Origin of the sequence: Komagataeibacter xylinus, assembly GCF_004302915.1 — a bacterium.
GTDB classification, from domain to species: domain Bacteria; phylum Pseudomonadota; class Alphaproteobacteria; order Acetobacterales; family Acetobacteraceae; genus Komagataeibacter; species Komagataeibacter xylinus_C.
Genome location: NZ_QQBI01000002.1, coordinates 103,341 through 125,726, shown reverse-complemented (window position 1 = coordinate 125,726; position 22,386 = coordinate 103,341). Strand labels below are relative to the sequence as shown.

15 protein-coding genes are annotated in these 22,386 nt (G+C 65.7%); 11 read left to right on the top strand and 4 right to left on the bottom strand.

Annotated elements, in window-relative coordinates:
• The first annotated feature begins 15 nt into the window (after positions 1-15).
• Both DV027_RS02250 and DV027_RS02245 read left to right on the top strand, forming a co-directional pair.
• Entirely contained in the window at positions 16-612 is a 597-nt protein-coding gene (locus tag DV027_RS02250) for a DUF4412 domain-containing protein (protein WP_130730333.1), read from the top strand.
• A 127-nt stretch (positions 613-739) separates the two neighbouring features.
• Positions 740-1,051 (top strand): hypothetical protein, encoded by a 312-nt coding sequence (locus tag DV027_RS02245; RefSeq protein WP_130730332.1) that lies wholly within the window; start codon positions 740-742, stop codon positions 1,049-1,051.
• On the opposite strand, the gene DV027_RS02240 is transcribed toward DV027_RS02245, so the two are convergent.
• Positions 1,045-1,554, bottom strand: a complete 510-nt coding sequence (locus DV027_RS02240) for a peroxiredoxin (RefSeq protein ID WP_130730331.1) — start codon at positions 1,552-1,554, stop codon at positions 1,045-1,047. The two genes, DV027_RS02245 and DV027_RS02240, sit on opposite strands and share 7 nt — an antisense overlap.
• 83 nt (positions 1,555-1,637) lie before the next feature.
• Positions 1,638-4,685: a bifunctional [glutamine synthetase] adenylyltransferase/[glutamine synthetase]-adenylyl-L-tyrosine phosphorylase gene (locus DV027_RS02235; RefSeq protein ID WP_207303397.1), complete on the bottom strand. Its 3,048-nt coding sequence runs from the start codon at positions 4,683-4,685 to the stop codon at positions 1,638-1,640.
• Between the two features lie 65 nt (positions 4,686-4,750).
• Here DV027_RS02235 and DV027_RS02230 point away from each other — a divergent pair, with 65 nt between their 5' ends.
• Positions 4,751-8,086: an AsmA-like C-terminal region-containing protein gene (locus DV027_RS02230; RefSeq protein WP_130730422.1), complete on the top strand. Its 3,336-nt coding sequence runs from the start codon at positions 4,751-4,753 to the stop codon at positions 8,084-8,086.
• 87 nt (positions 8,087-8,173) lie between these two features.
• On the opposite strand, the gene DV027_RS02225 is transcribed toward DV027_RS02230, so the two are convergent.
• The gene (locus tag DV027_RS02225) at positions 8,174-9,475 is read right to left on the bottom strand and encodes an MFS transporter (RefSeq protein WP_130730329.1); all 1,302 of its coding nucleotides are present in this window, start codon (positions 9,473-9,475) and stop codon (positions 8,174-8,176) included.
• Between the two features lie 50 nt (positions 9,476-9,525).
• Positions 9,526-10,887 (bottom strand): C4-dicarboxylate transporter DctA, encoded by a 1,362-nt coding sequence (dctA, locus tag DV027_RS02220; RefSeq protein WP_130730328.1) that lies wholly within the window; start codon positions 10,885-10,887, stop codon positions 9,526-9,528.
• 239 nt (positions 10,888-11,126) lie between these two features.
• On the opposite strand from dctA, the gene DV027_RS02215 reads away from it, so the two are divergent.
• From DV027_RS02215 to rplA, 8 genes are all read left to right on the top strand, one after another.
• Positions 11,127-12,443, top strand: a complete 1,317-nt coding sequence (locus DV027_RS02215) for a DNA recombination protein RmuC (RefSeq protein ID WP_130730327.1) — start codon at positions 11,127-11,129, stop codon at positions 12,441-12,443.
• A gap of 51 nt (positions 12,444-12,494) precedes the next feature.
• On the top strand, positions 12,495-13,232 hold the full coding sequence (locus tag DV027_RS02210; RefSeq protein ID WP_130730326.1) for a response regulator transcription factor: 738 nt from the start codon (positions 12,495-12,497) through the stop codon (positions 13,230-13,232).
• A complete protein-coding gene (locus tag DV027_RS02205) occupies positions 13,222-14,619 on the top strand; it encodes a sensor histidine kinase (protein ID WP_130730325.1) in 1,398 nt (465 codons plus the stop codon). Before DV027_RS02210 ends, DV027_RS02205 begins: the two co-directional genes overlap by 11 nt.
• A gap of 159 nt (positions 14,620-14,778) precedes the next feature.
• A complete protein-coding gene (locus DV027_RS02200) occupies positions 14,779-17,967 on the top strand; it encodes an efflux RND transporter permease subunit (protein ID WP_130730421.1) in 3,189 nt (1,062 codons plus the stop codon).
• Positions 17,964-19,250 (top strand): efflux RND transporter periplasmic adaptor subunit, encoded by a 1,287-nt coding sequence (locus tag DV027_RS02195; protein WP_130730324.1) that lies wholly within the window; start codon positions 17,964-17,966, stop codon positions 19,248-19,250. Before DV027_RS02200 ends, DV027_RS02195 begins: the two co-directional genes overlap by 4 nt.
• Entirely contained in the window at positions 19,247-20,890 is a 1,644-nt protein-coding gene (locus tag DV027_RS02190) for an efflux transporter outer membrane subunit (protein ID WP_408884444.1), read from the top strand. The genes DV027_RS02195 and DV027_RS02190 overlap by 4 nt, the downstream gene beginning before the upstream one ends.
• Positions 20,891-20,996: 106 nt before the next feature.
• Positions 20,997-21,431 (top strand): 50S ribosomal protein L11, encoded by a 435-nt coding sequence (gene rplK / locus DV027_RS02185; protein ID WP_010513094.1) that lies wholly within the window; start codon positions 20,997-20,999, stop codon positions 21,429-21,431.
• A 5-nt stretch (positions 21,432-21,436) separates the two neighbouring features.
• Positions 21,437-22,132, top strand: coding sequence for a 50S ribosomal protein L1 (gene rplA, locus DV027_RS02180; RefSeq protein WP_130730322.1), 696 nt, complete (start codon positions 21,437-21,439; stop codon positions 22,130-22,132).
• Positions 22,133-22,386 lie beyond the last annotated feature (254 nt).

Below are 22,386 nucleotides of genomic sequence, written 5' to 3'. Positions count from 1 at the left end.
CAAGGATTGCATGACGTGACACGGATTACCCCAGTCCCGGGCCGGGCCGCCCTGCTGGCCTGCCTGCTGGCGGCGGGCGCAGGCAGCGCGCTGGCCGCCGATGAGCCTTCATCCCCCTATGTCACCCCACAGGCCGATGTGGACGTGACCTACACCATCTACCCCCCGCACGACACGAGCCAGACCATGAGCCAGCGCATGCGGTGGTCGGCCAGCCGCATGATGCAGCGCGTCGATCCCGCCAATGCCACCACCTACATGATTACCGACTACCACGCGGGCACATTGACGGTGGTGAACGCCGACCAGAAGATCAGGACCGTCATTCCCGCCCCCGGTGCCGCCAATGTGCAGATGGGCCAGCGCGCGCAGGGCACGTGGCTGCGCACGGGGGTCTCGAAAGTGGCGGGCCTGCCCTGTGCCCTGTGGCAGACACAGGACACCGACCAGCGCCCCAGCGAGATCTGTTACACCGATGACGGCGTGATGCTCGAGGTCATCCGTGATGGCAAGGTCATGGTCGAGGCGACATCGGTCAACCACACCCCGCAGGATGCGGGCGTGTTCGAGATCCCGTCAGGGCTGAAGGAACTGCGCGCGGCCCATCCGTAACGCTCCGGTCCGCTTTATGGCACGAAAAGGGCGGCCCCTGCCCGTAAATCGCCATGTCCATCGGGTCTGAATGGTTCTGGCGGGGCGGTATGCCCCACCGGAACAGGACAGGATCAGGATACAGGTCATGAAGAACATGGGGCGTATTGCAGCGGGGCTGACCCTTCTGGCCGCGATGGCAGTCGCGGCGCCGCAGGCCCAGGCCCACGGGCGTGGTGGCGCGGGCGATGCGTTTGTCGGCGGGCTGGTGGGGGGCCTGGTGGGCGGTGTCGTGGGCGGCGCCATGGTCGATGCCTTTGGCCCGCCGCCGCCACCCCCGGCGCCGGTCTATTACCGTCCCCCGCCGCCGCCTCCGCCGGTGGCCTATTACGCACCGCCGCCGCCGCCCCCGCCGGGCGTGGTCTATGGCCCGTATGGCGCGCCGCGTCCGTATTACTGACCTTTTGCGCCAGCCTGTAGCGCCATGGCCGTAATGGCCTTGCGCACAGTGGCCACATGGTTCGTGACCTTGACCTTGCGCCATGCCTGCACCAGGTGGCCGGTGGCATCGACAAGGAAGGTCGCGCGTTCGATGCCCATGTATTTGCGGCCATACATCGATTTTTCCACCCACACGCCATAGGCCTCGGTCACGCTGCCATCCGCGTCGGAGGCAAGCGGGAAGGTGAGGGCATGGTCGGCTGCGAATTTCTCGATGGCGGGCATGCCATCGCGCGAGACGCCGATCACGCTCACGCCGTCTTTCTGTAGGTCAGCAAGGGCGGCCTCGAATTCGCAGGCCTCCTTGGTGCAGCCCGATGTATTGGCCTTGGGGTAGAAATACAGCACGAAGGGATGGCCCTTCTCGCCATTGAGGCTGACCGTGCGGCCCCCGCTTGCGGGCATGTCAAAATCGGGGACGGCGCTGCCGGGTTCGGGAAAGGGGATGGAAGCCTTGCTCATGACCTGCCTTGTTGCTCCGGGTGCGGGGGCCATGTCACATGCTGGCCCCGGCGGGGTTGAAACGGGGGCGATCATGCAACGCTTCAGGCGGCGGGGGAACCTCCGCCATGTCCTTCTTCCCCGCCATCGGGCGCATCCGTGAGCACGATCAGCCTGTCAAACACGCTTGCAACATCACTGGCCATGCGGTCCATGCGGGCGAGCAGCCCGGCCGCATCGGCGGCGCCGACCTCGCCGGTCAGGATCTCGAGGCTTGCGGGGGCAATGGTGTCGGGCACGTCATGGCCGCAGATGATGCGGATCAGACCCTGCAATGCCCGCCAGAACAGATCGGCCCGGCGCAGCAGCCGCGCATCGGCCATGCTGATCTCGCCCGCCCGCGCCAGCCGCAGCAGCGCGGTGCGGGTGGACTGGCTGCGGCTGGCGGGCGAGGCGGCTACAAGTTGTAGCCCCTGCGCCACGAATTCCACATCCATCAGCCCGCCCCGGCGGCGCTTTATGTCCCACGGGCCGGAGGCGGGGCGTTCACGCGCCAGGCGTTCGCGCATGTGGCGCACGTCATGGAGCACCTGCGCGCGGGCCTGCGCGGTGCGCGGCGCGTGGTCGAGGGCTGTGGCAATGGCGGCCCCCAGCGGGACCGCAAGCGCGGGCGGGCCTGCCACCACGCGTGCGCGGGTGAGCGCCATGCGCTCCCATGTCCAGGCGGATTCGGCATGGTAGCGACGGAAGGCGGAGAGCGAGACCGCCACCGGCCCCTTCGAGCCCGAGGGGCGCAGCCGCATGTCCACCTCATAGAGCGGGCCTTCGCGCCCCGGCGCGGTCAGCGCCGCGACAAAGGCATGCGCCAGCCGCACGTAATAGGTGCCGGCGGAAAGGGGGCGGGCACGCGGGCCATCGCTGGCGCTGACCACGCTCTCGCCCGCATCCTCGGGGTGGTCGAACACCACCATCAGGTCAAGGTCCGATCCGGGCATCATCTCGCGCGAGCCCACCTTGCCCAGCGCTACCACCGCCACCGCGCCGCCGGGCACGGTGCCGTGGCGCTGGCGGTGCTCGGCGCTGACCACGCGCAGCAGGCCGCGCATGACCGTCTCGGCCATGGCGGTGCGTGCACGCGCGGCGCGGTCCTCGCTCATGCGGTGCTCGAGGCGGGCGACCGACAGGCGGAACTCCTCGCCACACACAAGCCCGCGCAGCACCGGCAGTACCTGCTCGGCCGACTGCGCCGCCGCCACCTGCCGCCGCGCCAGCACTGTTACCGTGCTGACCGCGCCGGGGCCGGCATCCATGTCGAGCAGCCCGTCCAGCGCGGAGGGGGTCTCGGCCAGGTGATCGGCCAGGAAGGGGGCGCAGTCCAGCACGGTCACGATACGGTGGATCAGGGCCGGGTTGCGCTCGAGCAGCGACAGGAACTGCACCCCCGCCCACTGCCGCTCCAGCAGCGCATCGAAGCGGCGCAGCACGGCCAGCGGCTGCTGGCGGCGGCCGATCTCGGCCAGCAGCCCGGGCAGCAGGCGGCGCAGCAGCTTGCGCGCGCGGTCCGAGCGCAGGGCGCGCAGGCGGTTGCCCTCCCACCGGTTGAGGATGGCCAGCGCGTCATTGATGTCGGTGGCAGGGAAGCCGTGCGCGCGCAGGCGGTCGGCGGCATCGGCATCCTCGGGGGCGATGGTGATGTCCCCGGGGCCGCTTTCGGCAAACTGCTGGTCGAAAATGCGCCGCGAGCGCTGCATGACTCCAAGCAGGCTGCCGGGCAGTTCATCGGGCGGCCCCATGTTCATGAAGGTGGCGAAGCGCGCGAATCCGTCCGCCGTGTCGGGCAGGCTGTGGGTCTGGTGGTCGAGCCGCATCTGCAGCCGGTGCTCGGCCTGGCGCAGCATGCGGTAGTTGCGGGCCAGTATTGCGGATTGCTCACGCGCCAGCAGCCCCGCCCGGCGCAGCCTGCGCAGCGCGCCAAGCGTGGTGGGGTCGCGCAGTTCAGGCCTCCTGCCACCCCAGACAAGCTGCAGGGCCTGGGCCACGAATTCCACCTCGCGGATGCCGCCCTGGCCCAGTTTTACGTTCTGGCCCAAAAGCCAGCGCATGGCGGTGTCGGGGTTGCGGATATCCTCGGCGGGCAGGCTGTCCAGATTGGCGTGGCCTGCGTTACGGTGGCGGTCGATGCGGGCTTTCATGTCATGCAGGTCGTCAATTACCGCGAAATCCAGATGGCGGCGCCAGATGAACGGATGAATGCTCTTGAGGAAACGGCGCCCCGCCGTGATGTCGCCCGCCACGGGCCGCGCCTTGGTCATGGCCGCGCGTTCCCATGTGCGGCCCATGCTCTCGTAATACTGTATGGCGGCGGGAAACGACACGGCGGCAGGCGTTGCGCTCGGGTCGGGGCGCAGCCGCAGGTCCATGCGGAAAACGTAACCATTTGCATCGCGCGCTTCCATAAGCGTGACAAGATCGCTAGTCATGCGCACAAAGGTATGTCGCAGTTCCCCATTGCCGGGGTGACGGTCCGGGTCATACAGAATGATCAGGTCTATGTCCGAGGAGTAGTTCAGTTCCCGCGCGCCCAGCTTCCCCATTGCCAGAACCACGAAGCCGCTGCCCCGGCACGGGGTCTCGGGGTAACGCAGGCGCAGGCGCCCGGTCTCGTGCGCCTGGAGCAGCAGATGCCTGAGTGCCGCGTTCAGCGCGTTCTCGGCCAGTTCGCTCAGCGCCAGGGTGACCTGCTCGAGCGACCACGCGCCCCCGATATCGGCCAGCGCAATGGCCAGCGCCGCCTGCCGCTTGGCCTCGCGCAGTTCGGCCATGACGTCGGCGCGGGTTGTATCAGGCGGCAGGGCGTCGAGTGCGGCGAGGATGCGCCGCACGCAGGCTTCCGCCCCTTCATGCACAAGGGTGGCGAAGGCTTCCGTATCGCGCAGCGCCAGGTCGGACAGGTAGGGGCTGTTGCCCCCCAGCGCATCAAGCATGGGCATGATGCCCGGTATGGTCGTAAGGTCGGGCAGGCCCGCGCGCGCGCAGGTATCGGACAGGTTCTCGCGCAGGATGCGCGCGGCGCGCGGGTCGGCGGGCCGGGGCCATGTGCATCCCTGCCACGAGGGATGTGGCGCGGGCAGGGGCGGAATGGGCTGATCCATGGAGAAATGTCCGGCAAGAGACTGGGAATGCACGCTTATTGGCGCGGGCGCGTAGCGTGGACGGCATGACGCAGGCAGGTCAAGCCTCGCCGCCCTCCGGTCCCACGCCGCCACGCCAGAGCCGCGTGCGCCGCGCGGTGCTGGCTGCGGGCCGCGTGGTGGTGTGGCTGGTGCTGCTGTGCATTACGCTGCCCGCCGTGCTTTTGCTGGTGCTGACCATGCGCCTGTCGGCTGGCCCGCTTGAGGTCACGCCGGTGGTGCGCCTGTTCATGCCGCTGCCCGTGGCCCATGGGCGCAGGCATGAGGATATTATTGGCAACCTGTCGGCAGCCCATGTGCGGCTGGGCTGGAATGCGATGCATGAGGGGTTGCGCGCGCCGTTCGTGATCTGGGTGGAGGATGTGCGCATCGCGCGCCGCGATGGCCACGTGGCCGATACGCTGCGCCGGGGGCGTATCACGCTCGATACCCCGGCGCTGGCGCATGGCATCGTGCGCATTCTTGAACTGTCGGTCTCGCATGGGCGGCTGCAGCTTGCGCGCAGCCATGAGGGTAAGATCGGCCTCGATCTGGGGCCGGACACGCCCTATCCCGCGCACAAGCCCGAGGAGGCATCCCCCCTCGACATGACGGCGCTGCGCCAGGCCGTGGTGTCGGATACGCATGTGCAGTTCACCGATCGCATGACCGGGCGTAACTGGCGGCTGGGCGAGGCGGATGCCCGGCTGAAAGTGGTGAACGATACCGGGCAGAAAGGGGTGGAGGGCGATATCCGCCTCGGGCTGGAAGGCAATGGCGAGCGGCTGGTGCTGCATGGGCAGGGCATCCATGCCAGTCCCCGCCATGTGGACTGGACCCTGGTGCTCGACCCCATCAGCCCCGCGGCCTTTGCGCCGGGGCAGAAGGAAGTCGCCCCGCTCGACCTGCCGGTGGGCGGGCAGTTGCAGGTTGCTTTCCGTGATGGGGGGCAGGGGCAGGACTTCCTCATGCCGCGCGAGTTCACGCTGCACCTTGATGCGGGCAATGGCCAGGTCACCACGCGCAAGGCCGGACAGTTCCTGGTGGGCGAGGGCGTGGCCGACCTGACCGGCTCGCTGGGGCCGGGACCGGCCAACGCGCCGTTTGATGGCCCGCTGAAGGTGGCACTGCGCAACCTCGAGCTGCACCTGCGCGCACCGGGCCATGCCGATGATGATGGCAGCGGCCCGACGCTGAACGCCACGGCGGCGCTGAGTGCAGCCTCGCTGCTGCACCCGGCCCATGTCCAGCTTGACGTGGGCGCGCATGCGCGGGCGCTGGAGTTTGAAACGCTTGGTGAGTTCTGGCCGCCCGCCGCCATGAAGGGCGCGCGCCGGTGGGTGACCGAAAACATACCGCATGGCCATGTGCGGCAGTTGCAGGTCAATATGGGCCTGAGCAGCCACAAGGGCTGGGGCGGGCTCGACCTCGCCTCGCTTGGCGGCACGATTGATGCCGATGCGATGGAACTGCACTGGCTCAGCCCCATCCCGCCGCTGCACGACATGGATGCCCACCTGACCTTTGATGGCCCCGATGAGATCATGATCCATTTCGGCCATGCGTACCAGCTTGTCGACCTTGCGGGGCGGCATGTCGATGCCACGGGCACGGGGCGGATCGAGGTCGGCCCCGGCTCCATGCGCATTACCGGCCTGAACAAGAAGGTGCAGGTGGGCGACATCAACGTGACCCTGCTGGGCAATGCGCGTGATGTGCTGGCGCTGCTGGCCGAGCCCCGGCTCAACGTGCTCTCGCGCCACCCCATGTCGTTCACGCATCCGTCGGGGCGGGCCAATGTGTCGCTGCACATAGCATTGCCGCTTGATGCGCATGTGCGCCTCGACCAGATCGACCTGCGCAGCCATACCGATCTGGCGCAGGTGCATCTGGGCAACGTGGTGGTGGGCCGCCCGCTTGATAACGGCACGCTGGGCATCGATGCCACCACCAATGGCCTGCTTTTGCAGGGCACGGGCGTGCTGGCGGGCATTCCCTCAAGCGTGATCTACACCATGGACTTCCGCAGCGGGCCGATGGTCCATGCGGTGGAAAGTGCCAGCCTGCAGGGCCATGTCACGCCGGAGGGGGTAAAGCGGGCCGGATTCGAGATGGGCGAGCATTTCTCGGGCAGCGCCCTGCTTGATGTGGATTACGACCGCTACGTGGGCGGCAAGGCGCAGGTGAATATCGACCTCGATCTTGATCGCGCGGCGCTGGCCATTCCCATCTGGTCCAAGAAGGTGGGGCAGGAGGCCAATGCCTCGGTCGAGCTTGACCTCGACCATGGGCAGATTGCAGGTATCGAGAACATGCGCGCCGTAGGCCCCGACCTGCTGATTGATGGCCATGCCGAGACCACGGGCGGGGTGACGCGCCGGCTGGTGCTGCGCGGCTTCCGCATCGGGCGCTCGGTGGGCAATGCCTCTGTGCTGCTGCCGCAGCGCGAGAACGACCCCATTGGCGTGAACGTGGCGGCGAAGGTGCTTGACCTCTCGCCGCTGGTCTCGTTCCAGACCGCGCCCGACAGCACGGCGGCGACCAAGGTGGCCGCCCACCAGGGCGATAGCGGCGGCTACCACATGCCCGAAATCGCGACCGGGCGCGTCAACGGCCCGCCGGGCCGTCGGTGGGACCTGAACGTGGATGCCCGCACCCTGTATTACGGCCCCACCGATACGCTGACCAACGTGCACAGCCACCTTGAAACCAATGGCGTGCGCCTGACCCGTGGTGTGCTGACGGTGGAAGGCCCGGTGCCCGCGCAGGCGCACCTGACCCAGCAGGGCAATGCCCGCCTGCTCGACGTGCATGTGGCAAGCCTTGGCGACCTGCTGCATGACATGAAGGTGACCGACGAGATGCAGGGCGGCGTGACCGACATTACCGGGCAGTTCGATGACAGTTCGGCCACCGCCCCCTTCTCGGGCACGGTGCATATGGGGCCGTTCAAGCTGCGCAACGTGCCTGCCGTGGTCAGGCTGGCCAATAATGCCTCGATCTATGGCTGGCTGCGTGCGCCGCATGCGCCGGGCATGCAGATCGAGCAGCTCAATGCACCGGTGAAGATGGATGAAGGGAACATCCATATTTCCGACGGGCTGGTCAGCAACGCCTCCCTTGGCGCCACGGTGTCAGGCGACGTGAACCTGGAAAAGAAGACCCTCAACCTTGATGGCACCATCATCCCCGCCTTTGCGGTCAATGCCGCCCCCGGCCACCTGCCGGGCCTGCTGGGCTGGCTGTTCAGCCCGGAGAAGAATGGTGGCGTGCTGTCGGCCACCTATCAGGTGACCGGGCCGATGGGCAACCCGGCGGTGCATGTGAACCCCTATGCCATGCTGCTGCCCGGCTTCCTGCGCAACCTGATGCATGTGCATTGAGGTCGGGCCGGGCGTAGGCGAACGTGTCTGGGTAGCGCTACCGAAGCTTTTTGAAAAAAGCTTCACCCAAAACTTTTATCTTTAAGGTCAGTGTTCTGGCGTGATTCGGTCATGGCCGGGCAGCACGAACAGCACGGTCAGTAGCGAGCAGGCGATGCAGCCGGTCACGTACCAGTAGAACAGCCCCTCATGCCCGATCTGCTTGAACCACAGCGCCACGTATTCCGCCGTGCCGCCAAAGACCGATACGGTCAGCGCATAGGGCAGCGCCACGCCCAGCGCGCGCACGCGGGTGGGAAAAAGTTCGGCCTTCACCACCGCGTTGATCGACGTATAGCCTGAAATGCCGATCAGCGCCGCCGTAACCAGGCCAAAGGCCGCCAGCGGTGAGTGCACGGTGGAAATGGCCTCCATGAGCGGCACGGTGCCCAGGCAGCCGATCACGCCAAAGGACAGCAGCAGCCGCCTGCGGCCCACCCGGTCGGACAGCGCGCCAAAGGCGGGCTGGATCAGCGCGAACACGAACAGCGATGCGGTCGAGACCAGCGTGGACTGCTCCTTGGCCAGCCCCGCCGTGTTGACCAGATATTTCTGCATGTAGATGGTGAAGGTATAGAATGCCACCGTGCCGCCCAGCGTCAGGCCGCACACGCCCAGTACCTCGCGCGGGTGCTGGAGCAGCACGCGCAGGCCGCCATGCGTGTTCCTGTCTTTTGTCGCGGCGCTGAACTGCTCGCTCTCGGCCATGCCGCGGCGGAACCATAAAATGGACAGCGCAAGCAGCGCGCCAATGCCAAACGGCACCCGCCAGCCCCACGCGCCAAGCTGGGCCGGGCTGAGCAGCACGAACTGCAGTGCCAGCAGCACCACGAGTGCGAGCAACTGCCCCATCACCAGTGTCACATACTGGAAGCTGGCATAGAACCCGCGCTGGGCCGGCGGCGCGATTTCGGAAAGGTAGGTGGCACTCGCGCCATATTCCCCGCCAAGGCTCAGCCCCTGCAACAGGCGGGCAAACAGCAGCACGGAGGGGGCCGCCAGCCCGATCTGCTCATAGGTCGGGCACAGGGCAATGGCGAGCGAACCCGCGCACATGGCGATGATCGACAGGCTGAGCGCCGCCCGCCTGCCATGCCGGTCGGCCATGAGCCCCATCAGCCACCCGCCCACCGGGCGCATGAGAAAGCCGATGGCAAATACCGCCGCACTGCGCAGCAGTTCGCTCGTCGGGTTGCCGGGCGGGAAGAAGGAATGGGCAAAATACATGGAAAATGCCGCATAGACGTACCAGTCGTAATATTCGATCAGATTTCCCGATGAACCCGCAATAATGCTTCGTATTCTCTGCGCGGTGGTCAGTGCGCCGGTCTGGGGCTTGAAAACAGGCATGGTATGAAACCTATGGACGCGAATGGAGAGACGAAAAGGAAATCAGGGCCTTAGTGAATGGTCGGCCGGGGCTGCCCGTCGGCTGGCATGACAGGCATGTCGGCCTGCGCATCGCTGATCCGCCCCGACAGGGCGGCGGCCAGGCGCTGCGTGTCGAGCGCGCCCTCCCACCGGGCCAGCACGATGGTCGCCACCGCGTTGCCGATGATGTTGGTCAGCGAACGGCATTCGGACATGAAGCGGTCAATGCCCAGGATCAGCCCCATGCCCGCCACCGGCACGTCGGGCACCACCGCCAGCGTGGCCGCGAGGGTGACAAACCCGGCCCCCGTAACGCCCGCCGCCCCCTTGGAGCTGATCATGGCCACGAGCAGCAGGCTGAGCTGCTGGCCCAGCCCCAGGTGCACGTCGGTCGCCTGGGCAATGAACAGCGCCGAGAGCGACATGTAGATGTTGGTGCCATCAAGATTGAAGGAATAGCCCATCGGCACCACAAGCCCGACCACGGAGGGGGCGCAGCCTGCGTTTTCCAGCCGGGTCATGAGGGTGGGCAGGGCGGATTCAGACGAACTCGTACCCAGCACGATCAGCAGCTCCTCGCGCAGGTAGCGCAGCAGTGGCAGGATGCGAAACCCGTTCCACCGCGCCACGGCCCCCAGAATGACCAGCACGAACACGGCCGACGTGGCATAGAACGTGGCCACCAGAAAGAAAAGGTGCAGCACCGCGCCAATGCCAAAGCGCCCGATGGTGAATGCCATCGCACCCAGCGCGCCGATGGGGGCTGCGTACATGACCAGCCGCACCACGCCAAACACGAGCTGCGTCAGCTGCTTGAGCAGGGTCAGGATGGCCTGGCCCCTGCTGCCCATGCGCGAGAGGCTGATGCTGAACAGGATGGCAACGAGCAGCACCTGCAGGATATCGCCCGACACAAAGGCGCTGACCACCGTATCGGGGATGATGTTGAGCAGGAAATCGCTGAACGAATGCGCTTGCGCCCTTGCCGTGTAGGCCGCCACCGCGTGCGCATCGAGCGTTGCGGGGTTTGCGTGGATATGCGCGCCCGGCTGCACCACGTTGGCCACGATCATGCCCACCACCAGCGCAAGCGACGAGAAGGCGAGGAAATAGACCATCGCCTTGCCCGCAAGCCGGCCCGCCTGCCCAAGGTCGGACAGGCCCGCGACCCCGGTGACCACGGTGAGGAAGATCACCGGCGGGATCACCATCTTGACCAGGCGGATGAAGCCATCGCCCAGCGGCTTGAGGGTAACCGCCGCATGCGGGCAGAAATGCCCCAGCGCAATGCCCGCCACCACCGCGATGATCACCTGCGCGTACAGGCTGGTGAACAGGGATCTGCCGCGCGCGGGCTGGCCCTGCGGGCAGGTCGGCGTTGGCTTGGGCATGGCAGGCGGGTCCTTGGGGTCGGTTCTATGTGCCGTAAGCGGGCGGTAATGCGGCATGCCGGGGGCACGCTAGTGGGTTTTGGTGCGGCGCGAACCTGAAAATCAGGTGAGATGTCGATCGTTGCGGTTTGTGCATATCATCGGTTGCCAGATATTCCAAAAAAACATGATGACTTTACATCAGGCACATGACAGGGCACGGTCATGGTTTGTTCTTCATTGTGGGAAGTCCGTGCATCATGGCTGATCTGTCCGCGTCACCCGTTATCTGGATCGGTCTGCTGTGCGCCGTCATATCGTGCCTGATGTCGTTTATCGTGCTGCGCAGGCTGTCTTTCATGGGCACCGGGCAGGACGCGGAGCTGCTCGGGCGGCTATGCGTGATGATGGAGCGCGAGACCGCCGCCCGCATGGCCGAGAACGAAGCCCAGCGCGGTCGCATGGCCGAGATCGAGCGTGCGCTCTCCAACCGCCTCGACCAGCGCCACCAGGAACTGACCGAGACCTTCAACCGCATTGCCCGCATGATGGGTCGCGACCTGTCCGAGATGCGGGTGACCCAGTCCGAATCCCTGCGCGAGATGGCGGAAGAGGGCAGGCGCAACAGCGACGCGCTGCGTGCCGCCGTCAATGAGCGGCTGCATGAGGCGGTGGAAAAACAGATGCAGACCTCCTTCCAGCGCGTGCTCGAGCAGATCGGCGCGATGCAGAAGGCGATGGGCGAGGTCTCGGCCATGACCGCGCAGGTGGGCGACCTCAAGCGGCTGTTCTCCAACGTCAAGACCCGTGGCGGCTGGGGCGAGGCGCAGTTGCGCACCATCCTTGACGACGTGCTGCCCGCAGGCAGCTACGACACGAACCGCCGCTTGCGCGATGACAGCCGCGAGGTGGTTGAGTTTGCCGTGCGCATGCCGGTGCGCGCCACGGTGCCGCCGGTGCTGGCCATTGATTCCAAATTCCCCACCGAAGCCTATGAACGCCTGTTGCAGGCCGTGGAGGACTGCAACCCCGATGCCGAGCGCGCCGCCCGCCGCGCGCTTGAAACCACGCTGCGCATTGAGGCCCGCAAGATCGCCACCAAATACATCGTGCCGCCCGTTACGGTGGAATTCGCGGTGCTCTACCTGCCTACCGACGGGCTGTATGCCGAGGTGGCGCGCATTCCCGGCCTGCTTGATGAAATCGGGCGCACCTACCGCGTGATCGTGATGGGACCGGGGCTGATGCCCGCCATGCTGCGCACCATTCACCTTGGCTATGTCACGCTCGCGCTTGAACGCCGCACCGATGACATCGCCCGCCTGCTGGGCGCAACACGGCAGGAAATGCTGCGCATGGATGGCGTGCTGGAAAAACTGGCCCGCAATGCCTCCGCCATGTCCTCCTCCATTGACGAGGCCCGCCGCCGCACCGGGCTTGTCAGCCGCAGGCTGCGCGAGCTTGATGTGGATACGCAGGATGCGGCCACGCCCGATTTACCTCAAACGCCCCCCGGCCCGGATGCGCAGGGCGACATGACGGCGCGATGGGGGCATGAGGGTGCCGCCCCTCGCTGAAAATGATTTTAATTGGCCGTATTTTGCTGCGCGCGGCATAAGGGAGGGGTGATGAATGTTCCGTCTGAAAACCTGCCGCCCGACCCCATGCCCACCGTGCCCCGGCCCGAGGCCACGCCGCGCGTGCTGCTGGTGGAGGATGATGGCAAGATCGCGCAGGAAGTGATCGAGGAACTGGAAAGCCGGCACTTCGTGGTGCAGCACGAGTTTTCAGGCGCGGCGGGGCTGTCCATGGGGCTGAACGCGCATTTCGATGTGATGATCGTTGACCGCATGCTGCCCGAGCTCGATGGCCTGACGCTGATCGAGACCCTGCGCGAGCGGCAGGTGCATGTGCCGGTGCTGGTGCTCTCGGCCCTTTCGGCGGTGGATGACCGGGTGAGCGGGCTCAAGGCGGGTGGCGATGACTACCTGACCAAGCCGTTCGCCATGGAGGAACTCGCCGCCCGCCTCGAGGCCCTGCTGCGCCGCCCCGATACCTCGCGCCACACCATGCTGCGCGCGGGCCCGCTGGAGATGGACCTCATCACCCGCACCGTGCGGCGCGATGGCGTGCTGATCGACCTGCTGCCGCGTGAGTTCCGGCTGCTCGAATACCTCATGCGCCGCCCCAACCAGGTGCTCACGCGCAACATGCTGCTCGAGGATGTGTGGAATTACCGCTTCATTCCCCAGACCAACCTCGTGGACGTGCATATCGGCAAGCTGCGCCGCAAGATTGATGAAACGGGCCGCCCGCCCCTGATCCAGAGCATCCGCGGCGCGGGGTTCATGCTGCGTGTTTCGTAACGAGCTGTTCCGCACCGCCACCTTCCGCCTTACGCTGGCGGTCGTGGCGGCGATGATCGGCTCGGCGGCGTTGCAGTTCTTTTTTGGCTACAGCCAGGCCAACGTGTTCGAGGCCAAGCGCTCCGACCTGCTTTTGCTGCGCGAGGCGGGAATCCTGCAGCGTGAAACGCCTGCAGCCCTCGAGCAGCAAGTGCGCGACCGCGCCACCGATGACCTGCGCATCATCATGAACGCCACCACCCTGTTCGATGCCGGGCAGCATTATATCGTGGGCGACCTGCATAGCTGGCCCACGGGGCTCGTGGCTGACGGGCGCGTGCATGTCGTAGCCCCCGAGGCCACGGGGGGCAGTTCGGCCACCGTGCTGCGCATGGTGGCCGTGGGCGTGCCCGGCGGGCGCTACCTTGTGCTGGGGCGCAGCCGGCAGATGCGCACCGAGTTGCGGCTGATGATGCGGCATTCCATGCTGGTCTCGATCGTGCCGACCGTGCTGTTTGCACTCATTACCGGCATCATCCTCAGCCACCGCGCGCTCTCGCGCGTCAAGGTCATGCATGAGGCGATCGACCGCATCATGGAGGGCGACCTGCACGAGCGCCTGCCCGCGGGAAGGCAGAATGACGACCTCCAGCGCCTTGCGGGCAGCGTCAACCGCATGCTCGACCGCCTTGAGCAGCTGCTTGATGAAATACGCGACGTGGGCAACGACATTGCCCACGACCTGCGCACGCCGCTTGCGCGCGTGCGCGCCCGCCTTGACCGCGCGCTCAATGCCGGGCACTCGGCGGAGGCGCTGCGCAATGTCATTTCCCGCACCATTGATGACCTCGACCAGTCCTTCGCCATCATTACCGCGCTGCTGCGCATAGGCGAGATCGAGAACGGGCGCAGGCGGGCCGGATTCGGCACGGTGGACCTCGATGCGCTGGTGGCTGATATCGTCGATCTGTATGAACCCATAGCCGAAACCAAGGGTATCATCCTGGCCTGTGCCGCCCGTGAGGCGCCGATCAAGGTGCAGGGCGACCGTGACCTCCTGATCGAGGTGCTGGCCAACCTGGTGGACAACGCCATCAAATTCACTCCCGCTGGCGGCCGGGTTGAAATTCATACCGCCATGGATGGGGAGTGCGCCCTGCTGCAGGTGAGCGATACGGGCATTGGCATCCCGGCAGCCGAGCGCAAGGCGGTGACCGGGCGCTTCTACCGCTCGGACAAGAGCCGCCACATTCCCGGATCAGGGCTGGGGCTGAGCCTGGTTTCCGCCATTGTGGCGCTGCACCACGCGCAGCTCGACATCATGCCCACGCGTGTGCACGAGCGGATGCCCGGTGTCACCATGACCATAATTTTTCCGCCTTTTTGTGTGGTGCAGGCCGGAAACTAAATTGAAATTTCATTTGCCACCTGACGCACCCCCATTAACACCGAATGGACAGACGGGGAGACGAGAGATGCAAGAACACCACCTGTCCCGGCCCGGAGCGCCCTGTGCGTGCTTCATGGCGCCGGGCCTGCCGACAGGGCAGGGGGCAACAGGCCGCGCATGAACGGTATTGTCGTTACCGCGCTCAAGCGGCCCTATACTTTTGTTGTCCTGTCCATTCTCATCGTCGTGTTCGGTGTCCGTGGCCTGCTCCGCACGCCAACCGATGTCTTCCCCAGCATCAACATCCCCGTGGTTGCGATCTGCTGGACCTATACCGGCCTCATGCCCGAGGACATGTCCGGCCGCGTGGTCTATTATTACGAGCGCGCGCTGACCGCCACGGTCAACAATATCGAACATATCGAGAGCCAGTCCTATTACGGGCGCGGCATCGTCAAGGTGTTCTTCCAGCCCGGCACCGACACCGCCGTGGCGCAGACGCAGATCACCGCTGTCTCCCAGACCGTCATCAAGCAGATGCCCGCGGGCATGACGCCGCCTTTGGTGCTGACCTACAACGCCTCGTCCGTGCCGGTGCTGACGTTGCAGGTCTCATCGGATTCCATGACCGCGTCGCAGATCTACGACATGTCCTCCAACCTGATCCGGCCCGCACTGGTCTCGGTTGCGGGGGCGGCCATTCCCAACCCCTATGGTGGCCAGCCGGGCAACATCATGGTCGATCTCGACCAGAGCAAGCTGCTCGCCCACGGGCTTTCGGCCACCGATATCGGCAACGCGCTGAGCAAGCAGAACATCGTGCTGCCAGCAGGCGACCAGCAGATCGGCGCGTTTGACTGGATGGTGCAGACCAACGCCTCGCCCGAGGAGATCGACAGTTTCAACAACATGCCCATCAAGCAGGAAGGGAATTCCGTCGTCTACCTGCGTGATGTGGCATGGGTGCACGCAGGTGGGCCGCCACAGACCAACATGGTGCTGGTCAAGGGCCACCAGGCGGTGCTGATCGTGATCATGAAAAGCGGCGATGCCTCCACGCTGTCGGTGGTGAGCGGGATCAAGGCGCTGCTGCCCTCCATCGTTCGTACGCTGCCGCCCGGGGTTGACATTACCGTGCTGGGCGATGCCTCGACCTTCGTGAAGGAGGCGGTGCGCGACGTGGTGCAGGAAATGGGCACCGCAGCGTTGCTGACCAGCCTTGTGGTGCTGCTGTTCCTCGGCTCGTGGCGATCGACCGTCATCATCGCCACCTCCATCCCGCTGGCCATGCTGTGCTCGGTCGTGGGGCTGGGGGCCGCAGGCCAGACCATCAACGTCATGACGCTTGGCGGCCTGGCGCTTGCCGTGGGCATTCTGGTCGATGATGCGACGGTGATGATCGAGAACATCGACGCGCATCTGGAAATGGAGAAGGATCTCGAGACGGCCATCATCGACGCCGCCAACCAGATCGTCATTCCCACCTTCGTCTCGACATTGTGCATCTGTATCGTGTGGATGCCGCTGTTCCAGCTCACGGGCGTTGCGGGCTGGCTGTTCATGCCCATGGCGGAAGCCATCATCTTCGCCATGATCGCGTCGTTCATCCTCTCGCGCACGCTGGTGCCGACCATGGCCAAATACATGCTCGCAGCGCAGGTCGCAGCCCATGCCAAGGCCAAGGCGGAGGGCGGCCACCATGAGCCGACCAACATCTTCGGTCGCTTCCAGCTGGGGTTCGAGCGCCGGTTCGTCACCTTCCGCAACCGCTACAAGGCGCTGCTCGAGCACCTGCTGTTCATTCGCGGCCGCTTCGTGCCGATCTTTGGGCTTGCGGCGTTCGCCTCGCTGGGCCTGCTGCTGTTTGCCGGGCAGGACTTCTTCCCCGAGATCAATTCCAACGCGCTGGCCATTCACATGCGCGCGCCCATGGGCACCAAGATTGCGGAAGCCGGCAAGATCGCCATGCTGGTCAATGGCGAGATCGAGCGCCTGCTGCCCGGCCAGGTCGAGGGCATTGTCAATAACTGCGGCCTGCCGTTCAGCCCGCTCAACCAGGCCTTCATTCCCACGCCCACCGTCGGCGCGCAGGACTGCGACCTGACCGTGACGCTGAAGGACGAGGAAGCGCCGGTGGCCAAGTTCCGTGGCATCCTGCGCAAGGGGCTGGCCGAGAAATTTCCCGGCACCGACATCACCTTCATGCCTGCCGACCTTACCGCCAAGATCCTGAATTTCGGGCTGCCCGCGCCGCTCGACGTGCAGGTATCGGGGCGCAACCTGTATGACAATTTCGATTTTGCCGAGAAGCTGGCCGAGAAGCTGCGCCATGTCACCGGCATTGCCGACGTGTCGGTGCAGGAGCCGCTCAACACGCCCACGCTGCGCGTCAACGCGCGCCGCACCTACGCGCTGGGCACCGGCCTGACGGAAGCGGACGTGGCCAACAACGCGCTTGCCGTGCTGTCGGGCAGCGGGCAGGTGGCACCGACCTACTGGCTCGACCCCAAGACCGGGGTCTCGCACCTGGTCGATATCCAGACGCCGCTGCAGTTCCTGCAGACCATGAACGACCTCGAGACCATCCCCATCGACAAGGGCGACGGCAACCCGTCCGACAAGGCGCCGCAGATCCTTGGTGGCCTGAGCCAGATCGTGCAGACCGGCACGCCGGGCGAGGTGTCGCACTACAACATCATGCCCGTGTTCAACATCTATGCCTCGAACGAGGGGCTGGACCTTGGCGCGGTCTCGCGTGAGGTCCAGCGCGTGGTGGACGAGACCCGCAAGGAGCTGCCGCAGGGCTCCAGCCTGACCATCTATGGCCAGGCCTCGACCATGAACGGGGCCTATACCCAGCTGATCGGCGGCCTCGCGATGTCGATCCTGCTGGTGTACCTGATCATCGTCGTCAACTTCCAGTCGTGGCTTGACCCGTTCATCATCATCACGGCCCTGCCGGGCGCGCTTGGCGGCATTGCGTGGGCGCTGTTCCTCACGCACACGGCGCTGTCGGTTCCGGCGCTGACGGGTGCCATCATGTGCATGGGCACGGCCACGGCCAACTCCATCCTTGTGGTCTCGTTTGCGCGTGAGCGGATGGACCTGCATGGCGATGCGGTGAAGGCTGCGATCGAGGCGGGTTATGAGCGTATCCGCCCGGTGCTGATGACGGCTTCGGCCATGATCATCGGCATGCTGCCCATGTCGCTGAGCAATTCACAGAATGCGCCGCTCGGGCGCGCGGTGATGGGCGGCCTGCTGGTGGCCACCTGCGCCACGCTTTTGTTCGTGCCGTGCGTGTTTGCGCTGATCCATTCCAGAAAGTCCAAGAAAGCCGCCGCTGGCGAAGGAGAGCACGCATGACCGCCTCAGGGGAAAACCAGACGCCGCGCATGTCCAGGCGTGGTCGGCTGTACGTGACCCTTGGCGGGGTTGTGGTGGCTGCCATCGTTGCCGGGGGCATTCTCGAGCGGCGCATCCATGTCTCCAACCTCAAGGAGGCGGCGCAGGATGCCGCCATCCCGCGCGTGCAGGTCATCACGGCTGAAAAAGGCCCCACCACCCGCACGCTCGACCTGCCGGGCAACATCTCGGCATGGTACCAGGCGCCGATCTATGCGCAGGTCTCGGGCTATGTGCAGATGTGGTACAAGGATATCGGCGCCAAGGTGAAGGCGGGCGAGATCCTGGCCACCATCGACACGCCGGGCCTTGATGCGCAGTACGCGGCCTCAAAGGCCAATTTTGACGTGGCGATGGCGCGCTACCGCCTGGCACAGATCACGGCCAGGCGCTGGCGCGCGCTGCAGGGCACGCAGGCCGTCTCGCAGCAGGAAGTCGACGTGCAGGCCGCCGATGCCGAGGCCCGCCAGGCCGAGGTCGAGGCCGCCCGCCACGAGGTCTCGCGCTATGCGGCGCTGATCGGCTTCAAGCAGCTTGTCGCCCCGTTTGATGGCGTGGTCACCACCCGCCTCGCCGATGTGGGCGACTACGTGAACGCGGGCGGTGGCGATGTCTCCTCACGCGGCACGGCCACCGAGCTGTTCAGCGTGGCCGATGTGCACCGCATGCGCGTGTTCGTGTCCGTGCCGCAGGATTATGCCGATATCATCAGCCCCAAGCTCGAGGGTGACGTGTCGGTGCCACAATATCCGGGCCGGGTGTTCAAGGCCAAGTTCCTTGCCACCGCCAAGGCGTTCAACGCGGGCACCCGCACCGTGACTACCGAACTGGTGGTCGATAACGACAAGCGCGAGCTGTGGCCGGATTCTTACGCCAATGTACACTTTGTCGCACCCGGCGACCCCGATATCCTGATAGTGCCTGAAGGCGCGCTCGTATTTCGCGCGCAGGGCATGCAGGTGGCGATGGTGGACAAGGATGACCGCATCCGCCTGCGTAACGTAACGGTGGGGACGAACCTGGGTACCAAAGTGCAGATCCTGGCAGGCATCGGCCCGCAGGACCGGATCGTGAACAACCCTTCCGCAGGGCTGCTGGAAGGCCAGAAGGTCTATCTGGTCGGGTCGACGCCCGGCTATAACGATGCTGGCGCCTCGGCTTCGCCTGCCGTGGGCAAGGGAGATGACGTGCGCGCCATGCCAGCCGGAGATGACAGCGCAGGTGACGCGGGAGTGCGCCAATGAATGCGGCGCCGTGCAGCCGGTCACGCCCTATCCTGCCCCGTCGCATGTTTTCGCGTCGTATGATTTCCCTGGCCGGGTGCGCCGCCCTTGCGGGCAGCCTGGCCGGGTGCGTGGACCTGGCGCCCAAATACCGCCACCAGCATTACCTGCTGCCCGATAACTGGAAGGGCGACAGCCTGATGCAGTACGGCACGCCGCAGGATGGCGCCCCGCGCGGCGACTGGTGGACCGTCTTCAACGACTCGACCCTCGATGACCTTGAGGACCGCGCCAGCCGCATGAACCCCAACCTGCAGGCTGATGCGGAAACCTTCACCCAGGCGCGTGACATCGCCGCCGAGGCGCAGTCCAACCTGTATCCGCAGATATCGGGTGGCTCGGGCGCTTCGATGAACCAGGCGTCTTCCCACAGGCTGTGGCGTGGCGCGGGGTCGCAGGGGCCGATCTACATGTCATCCGAGCAGTACAGCGCCACGGCGCGGTGGGAGCCGGATTTCTGGTCGGCCATCCGTAACCGCAGGCGGGTGCAGCAGCGCATGGCGCAGGCGGCGGCGGCCGATTTCGCCACCGCGCGGCTGAGCATCCAGTCCGAGCTGGCCAATGACTACATGCAGCTGCGCGGCATGGACGCGCAGCACGCCGTCTATCTTGACTCGATCCGCTACTACCAGACCGCCGTGCAGATCACGAAGATGCGACAGGCGGGCGCGATTGCGGCGGGCATCGACGTGGCCCGCGCGCAGACCCAGCTTGCCTCGACCCAGGCGGCGGATACCGACCTGCAGGCCCATCGCGCGGTGATGGAGCATGCCATCGCCATCCTGTGCAATGTAGCGCCGTCCAGCTTCCATATCGCGCCACGCGGGCAGATCAGCTTCCCCAAGGTCAAGACTCCGGTCGGCCTGCCCTCGACCCTGCTGGAGCGGCGGCCCGATATCGCCAGCGCCGAGCGGCACATGGCGGCGGCCAACCGGGCCATCGGCATTTCACGCGCGGCGTTCTACCCGCATGTGACCTTCAGCGCGATGGCCGGTTTCATGGATAACGGCTTCACGCTCGATAAGATCGCCAACGGCATGTACAATTATGCCGCCCAGGCGGTGCTGCCGCTGTTCCAGGGAGGCCTGCGCCGGGCGGAGCTGCAACGCAACTGGTCGCAGTACCGCCAGTCGGAGGACCAGTACCGCGCCACCGTGCTCGATGCCTTCAAGGACGTGGAAGACGGGCTGAGCATGACGCATGACCTCAACATCGAGGCAGGCCAGCAGGCCGAGGCCGTGCAGGCCTCCATGCGCACGCAGAACATGACCATGCAGCTCTATACCGGCGGCCTGACCAATTACCTCGACGTGGTGGTGGCGCAGGTGGCGGCCCTTCAGGCCCGCATTGCCGAGGTGCAGGTCGAGACCCGCTACATGCAGGCGCAGGTGGAACTCATCCGCTCGCTCGGTGGCGGCTGGAGCACGGCCGAACTGCCCAACAACAAGCAGATTCGCCCGTTTGACGTGATGCAGTACAACCATCTGCGCATGCCCAAGGCGGTCAGCGGCGTGAATGTTGATAATGGCCCCGAGTCCCTTGACCTGTCCGGCAGCGGATTCCATGACAAAGACTTGACAGGCACCCCAAAACAGCGGTAGGTGCGCGCCTCTTATCGGAACGCGGGAGGTCGCCCGCCCTGCCCATGCGGGCAGGCGGGTGGCCACCAGAACCGCGGTCCGGGTGAAACAGTCAGGAGCCCCGGATATGGCCAAAAAAATCGTTGGCTACATCAAGCTGCAAATTCCCGCTGGCAAGGCGAATCCGTCACCGCCGGTTGGTCCGGCACTCGGCCAGCGCGGCCTGAACATCATGCAGTTCTGCAAGGAGTTCAACGCCAAGACGCAGGGCCTCGAGCCCGGCATGCCGATCCCGGTCGTCATTACCGCCTATGCCGACCGTACGTTCAGCTTCATTACCAAGACCCCGCCGAACACCTACTTCCTGATGAAGGCTGCCAAGATCTCCAAGGGCAGCTCGACCGTAGGCAAGGCCGCGAGCGTTGGTAAGGTGACCATTGCGCAACTGCGCGAGATTGCCGAGACGAAGCAGAAAGACATGAACGCCAACGACATCGACGGCGCCGTGCGCATGCTGGCAGGTTCTGCCCGCTCCATGGGCCTCGACGTGGTGGAGGGCTGATACCAATGGCAAAGAACAAGCGTCTGACCGCAGCCCGCGCCGCAGTCGATTCCAACAAGCAGTATGGCCTCGATGAGGCGATCAGCCTGATCAAGAACAACGCCAAGGCGAAGTTCGACGAGACGGTCGAGATCTCCATGAACCTCGGCATTGACCCGCGTCATGCCGACCAGATGGTCCGTGGCCTGCTGTCCCTGCCCAACGGCACGGGCAAGACCCTGCGCGTTGGCGTGTTCGCCCGTGGCCCCAAGGCCGAGGAAGCGAAGGCCGCCGGTGCCGACGTGGTTGGCGCCGAGGACTTGGCCGAGAAGGTGCAGGCTGGCGAGATCAACTTCGACCGCTGCATTGCCACGCCGGACATGATGGCGCTCGTGGGCCGTCTGGGCAAGATCCTCGGCCCGCGTGGCCTGATGCCCAACCCCAAGCTGGGCACCGTGACCATGGACGTGAAGGGCGCGGTCTCCGCAGCCAAGTCCGGCCAGGTTGAATACCGCGCTGAAAAGGCCGGTATCGTGCACGCAGGCGTTGGCAAGGCTTCGTTTGACGAATCCAAGCTGGCCGAGAACATCCGCGCGTTCGTGGATGCCGTGCAGAAGGCCCGCCCCACGGGTGCCAAGGGCACGTACGTGAAGAAGATCGCCCTGTCCTCCACCATGGGGCCGGGTGTTACGGTTGACGTCGCCGCCTTCACGGCGGGCTGATCAGCCAAGGAATGACCCTTTCCTGCTAAGGGGAAGGGGACAGGGGCTGGCGGCCTTGCCGCCGGTTTCCGAACCTGTCCATGACCGGATGTGGCGCAAGCCTTGATGGCCCCGAAAGGGCCGCAGCCGGAAGACGGGGATTGCCGGATCGGGGCGAAAGCCCACACTGGTTGTTCCGTTAAAAGGACAGGCGAACCGGGATGTTGTCGGCTTGTCGGCGCATCCCCAGGGTAAACCCTACCTGCTGGCCCTGG

What these genes read in the sequence shown, in the direction of transcription:
- DV027_RS02245 (WP_130730332.1), top strand. Translation starts at nt 740, where the DNA reads ATGAAGAACATGGGGCGTATTGCAGCGGGGCTGACCCTTCTGGCCGCG.
- DV027_RS02240 (WP_130730331.1), bottom strand. Translation starts at nt 1,554, where the DNA reads ATGAGCAAGGCTTCCATCCCCTTTCCCGAACCCGGCAGCGCCGTCCCC.
- DV027_RS02235 (WP_207303397.1), bottom strand. Translation starts at nt 4,685, where the DNA reads ATGGATCAGCCCATTCCGCCCCTGCCCGCGCCACATCCCTCGTGGCAG.
- DV027_RS02230 (WP_130730422.1), top strand. Translation starts at nt 4,751, where the DNA reads ATGACGCAGGCAGGTCAAGCCTCGCCGCCCTCCGGTCCCACGCCGCCA.
- DV027_RS02225 (WP_130730329.1), bottom strand. Translation starts at nt 9,475, where the DNA reads ATGCCTGTTTTCAAGCCCCAGACCGGCGCACTGACCACCGCGCAGAGA.
- dctA (WP_130730328.1), bottom strand. Translation starts at nt 10,887, where the DNA reads ATGCCCAAGCCAACGCCGACCTGCCCGCAGGGCCAGCCCGCGCGCGGC.
- DV027_RS02215 (WP_130730327.1), top strand. Translation starts at nt 11,127, where the DNA reads ATGGCTGATCTGTCCGCGTCACCCGTTATCTGGATCGGTCTGCTGTGC.
- DV027_RS02210 (WP_130730326.1), top strand. Translation starts at nt 12,495, where the DNA reads ATGAATGTTCCGTCTGAAAACCTGCCGCCCGACCCCATGCCCACCGTG.
- DV027_RS02200 (WP_130730421.1), top strand. Translation starts at nt 14,779, where the DNA reads ATGAACGGTATTGTCGTTACCGCGCTCAAGCGGCCCTATACTTTTGTT.
- DV027_RS02195 (WP_130730324.1), top strand. Translation starts at nt 17,964, where the DNA reads ATGACCGCCTCAGGGGAAAACCAGACGCCGCGCATGTCCAGGCGTGGT.
- DV027_RS02190 (WP_408884444.1), top strand. Translation starts at nt 19,247, where the DNA reads ATGAATGCGGCGCCGTGCAGCCGGTCACGCCCTATCCTGCCCCGTCGC.
- rplK (WP_010513094.1), top strand. Translation starts at nt 20,997, where the DNA reads ATGGCCAAAAAAATCGTTGGCTACATCAAGCTGCAAATTCCCGCTGGC.
- rplA (WP_130730322.1), top strand. Translation starts at nt 21,437, where the DNA reads ATGGCAAAGAACAAGCGTCTGACCGCAGCCCGCGCCGCAGTCGATTCC.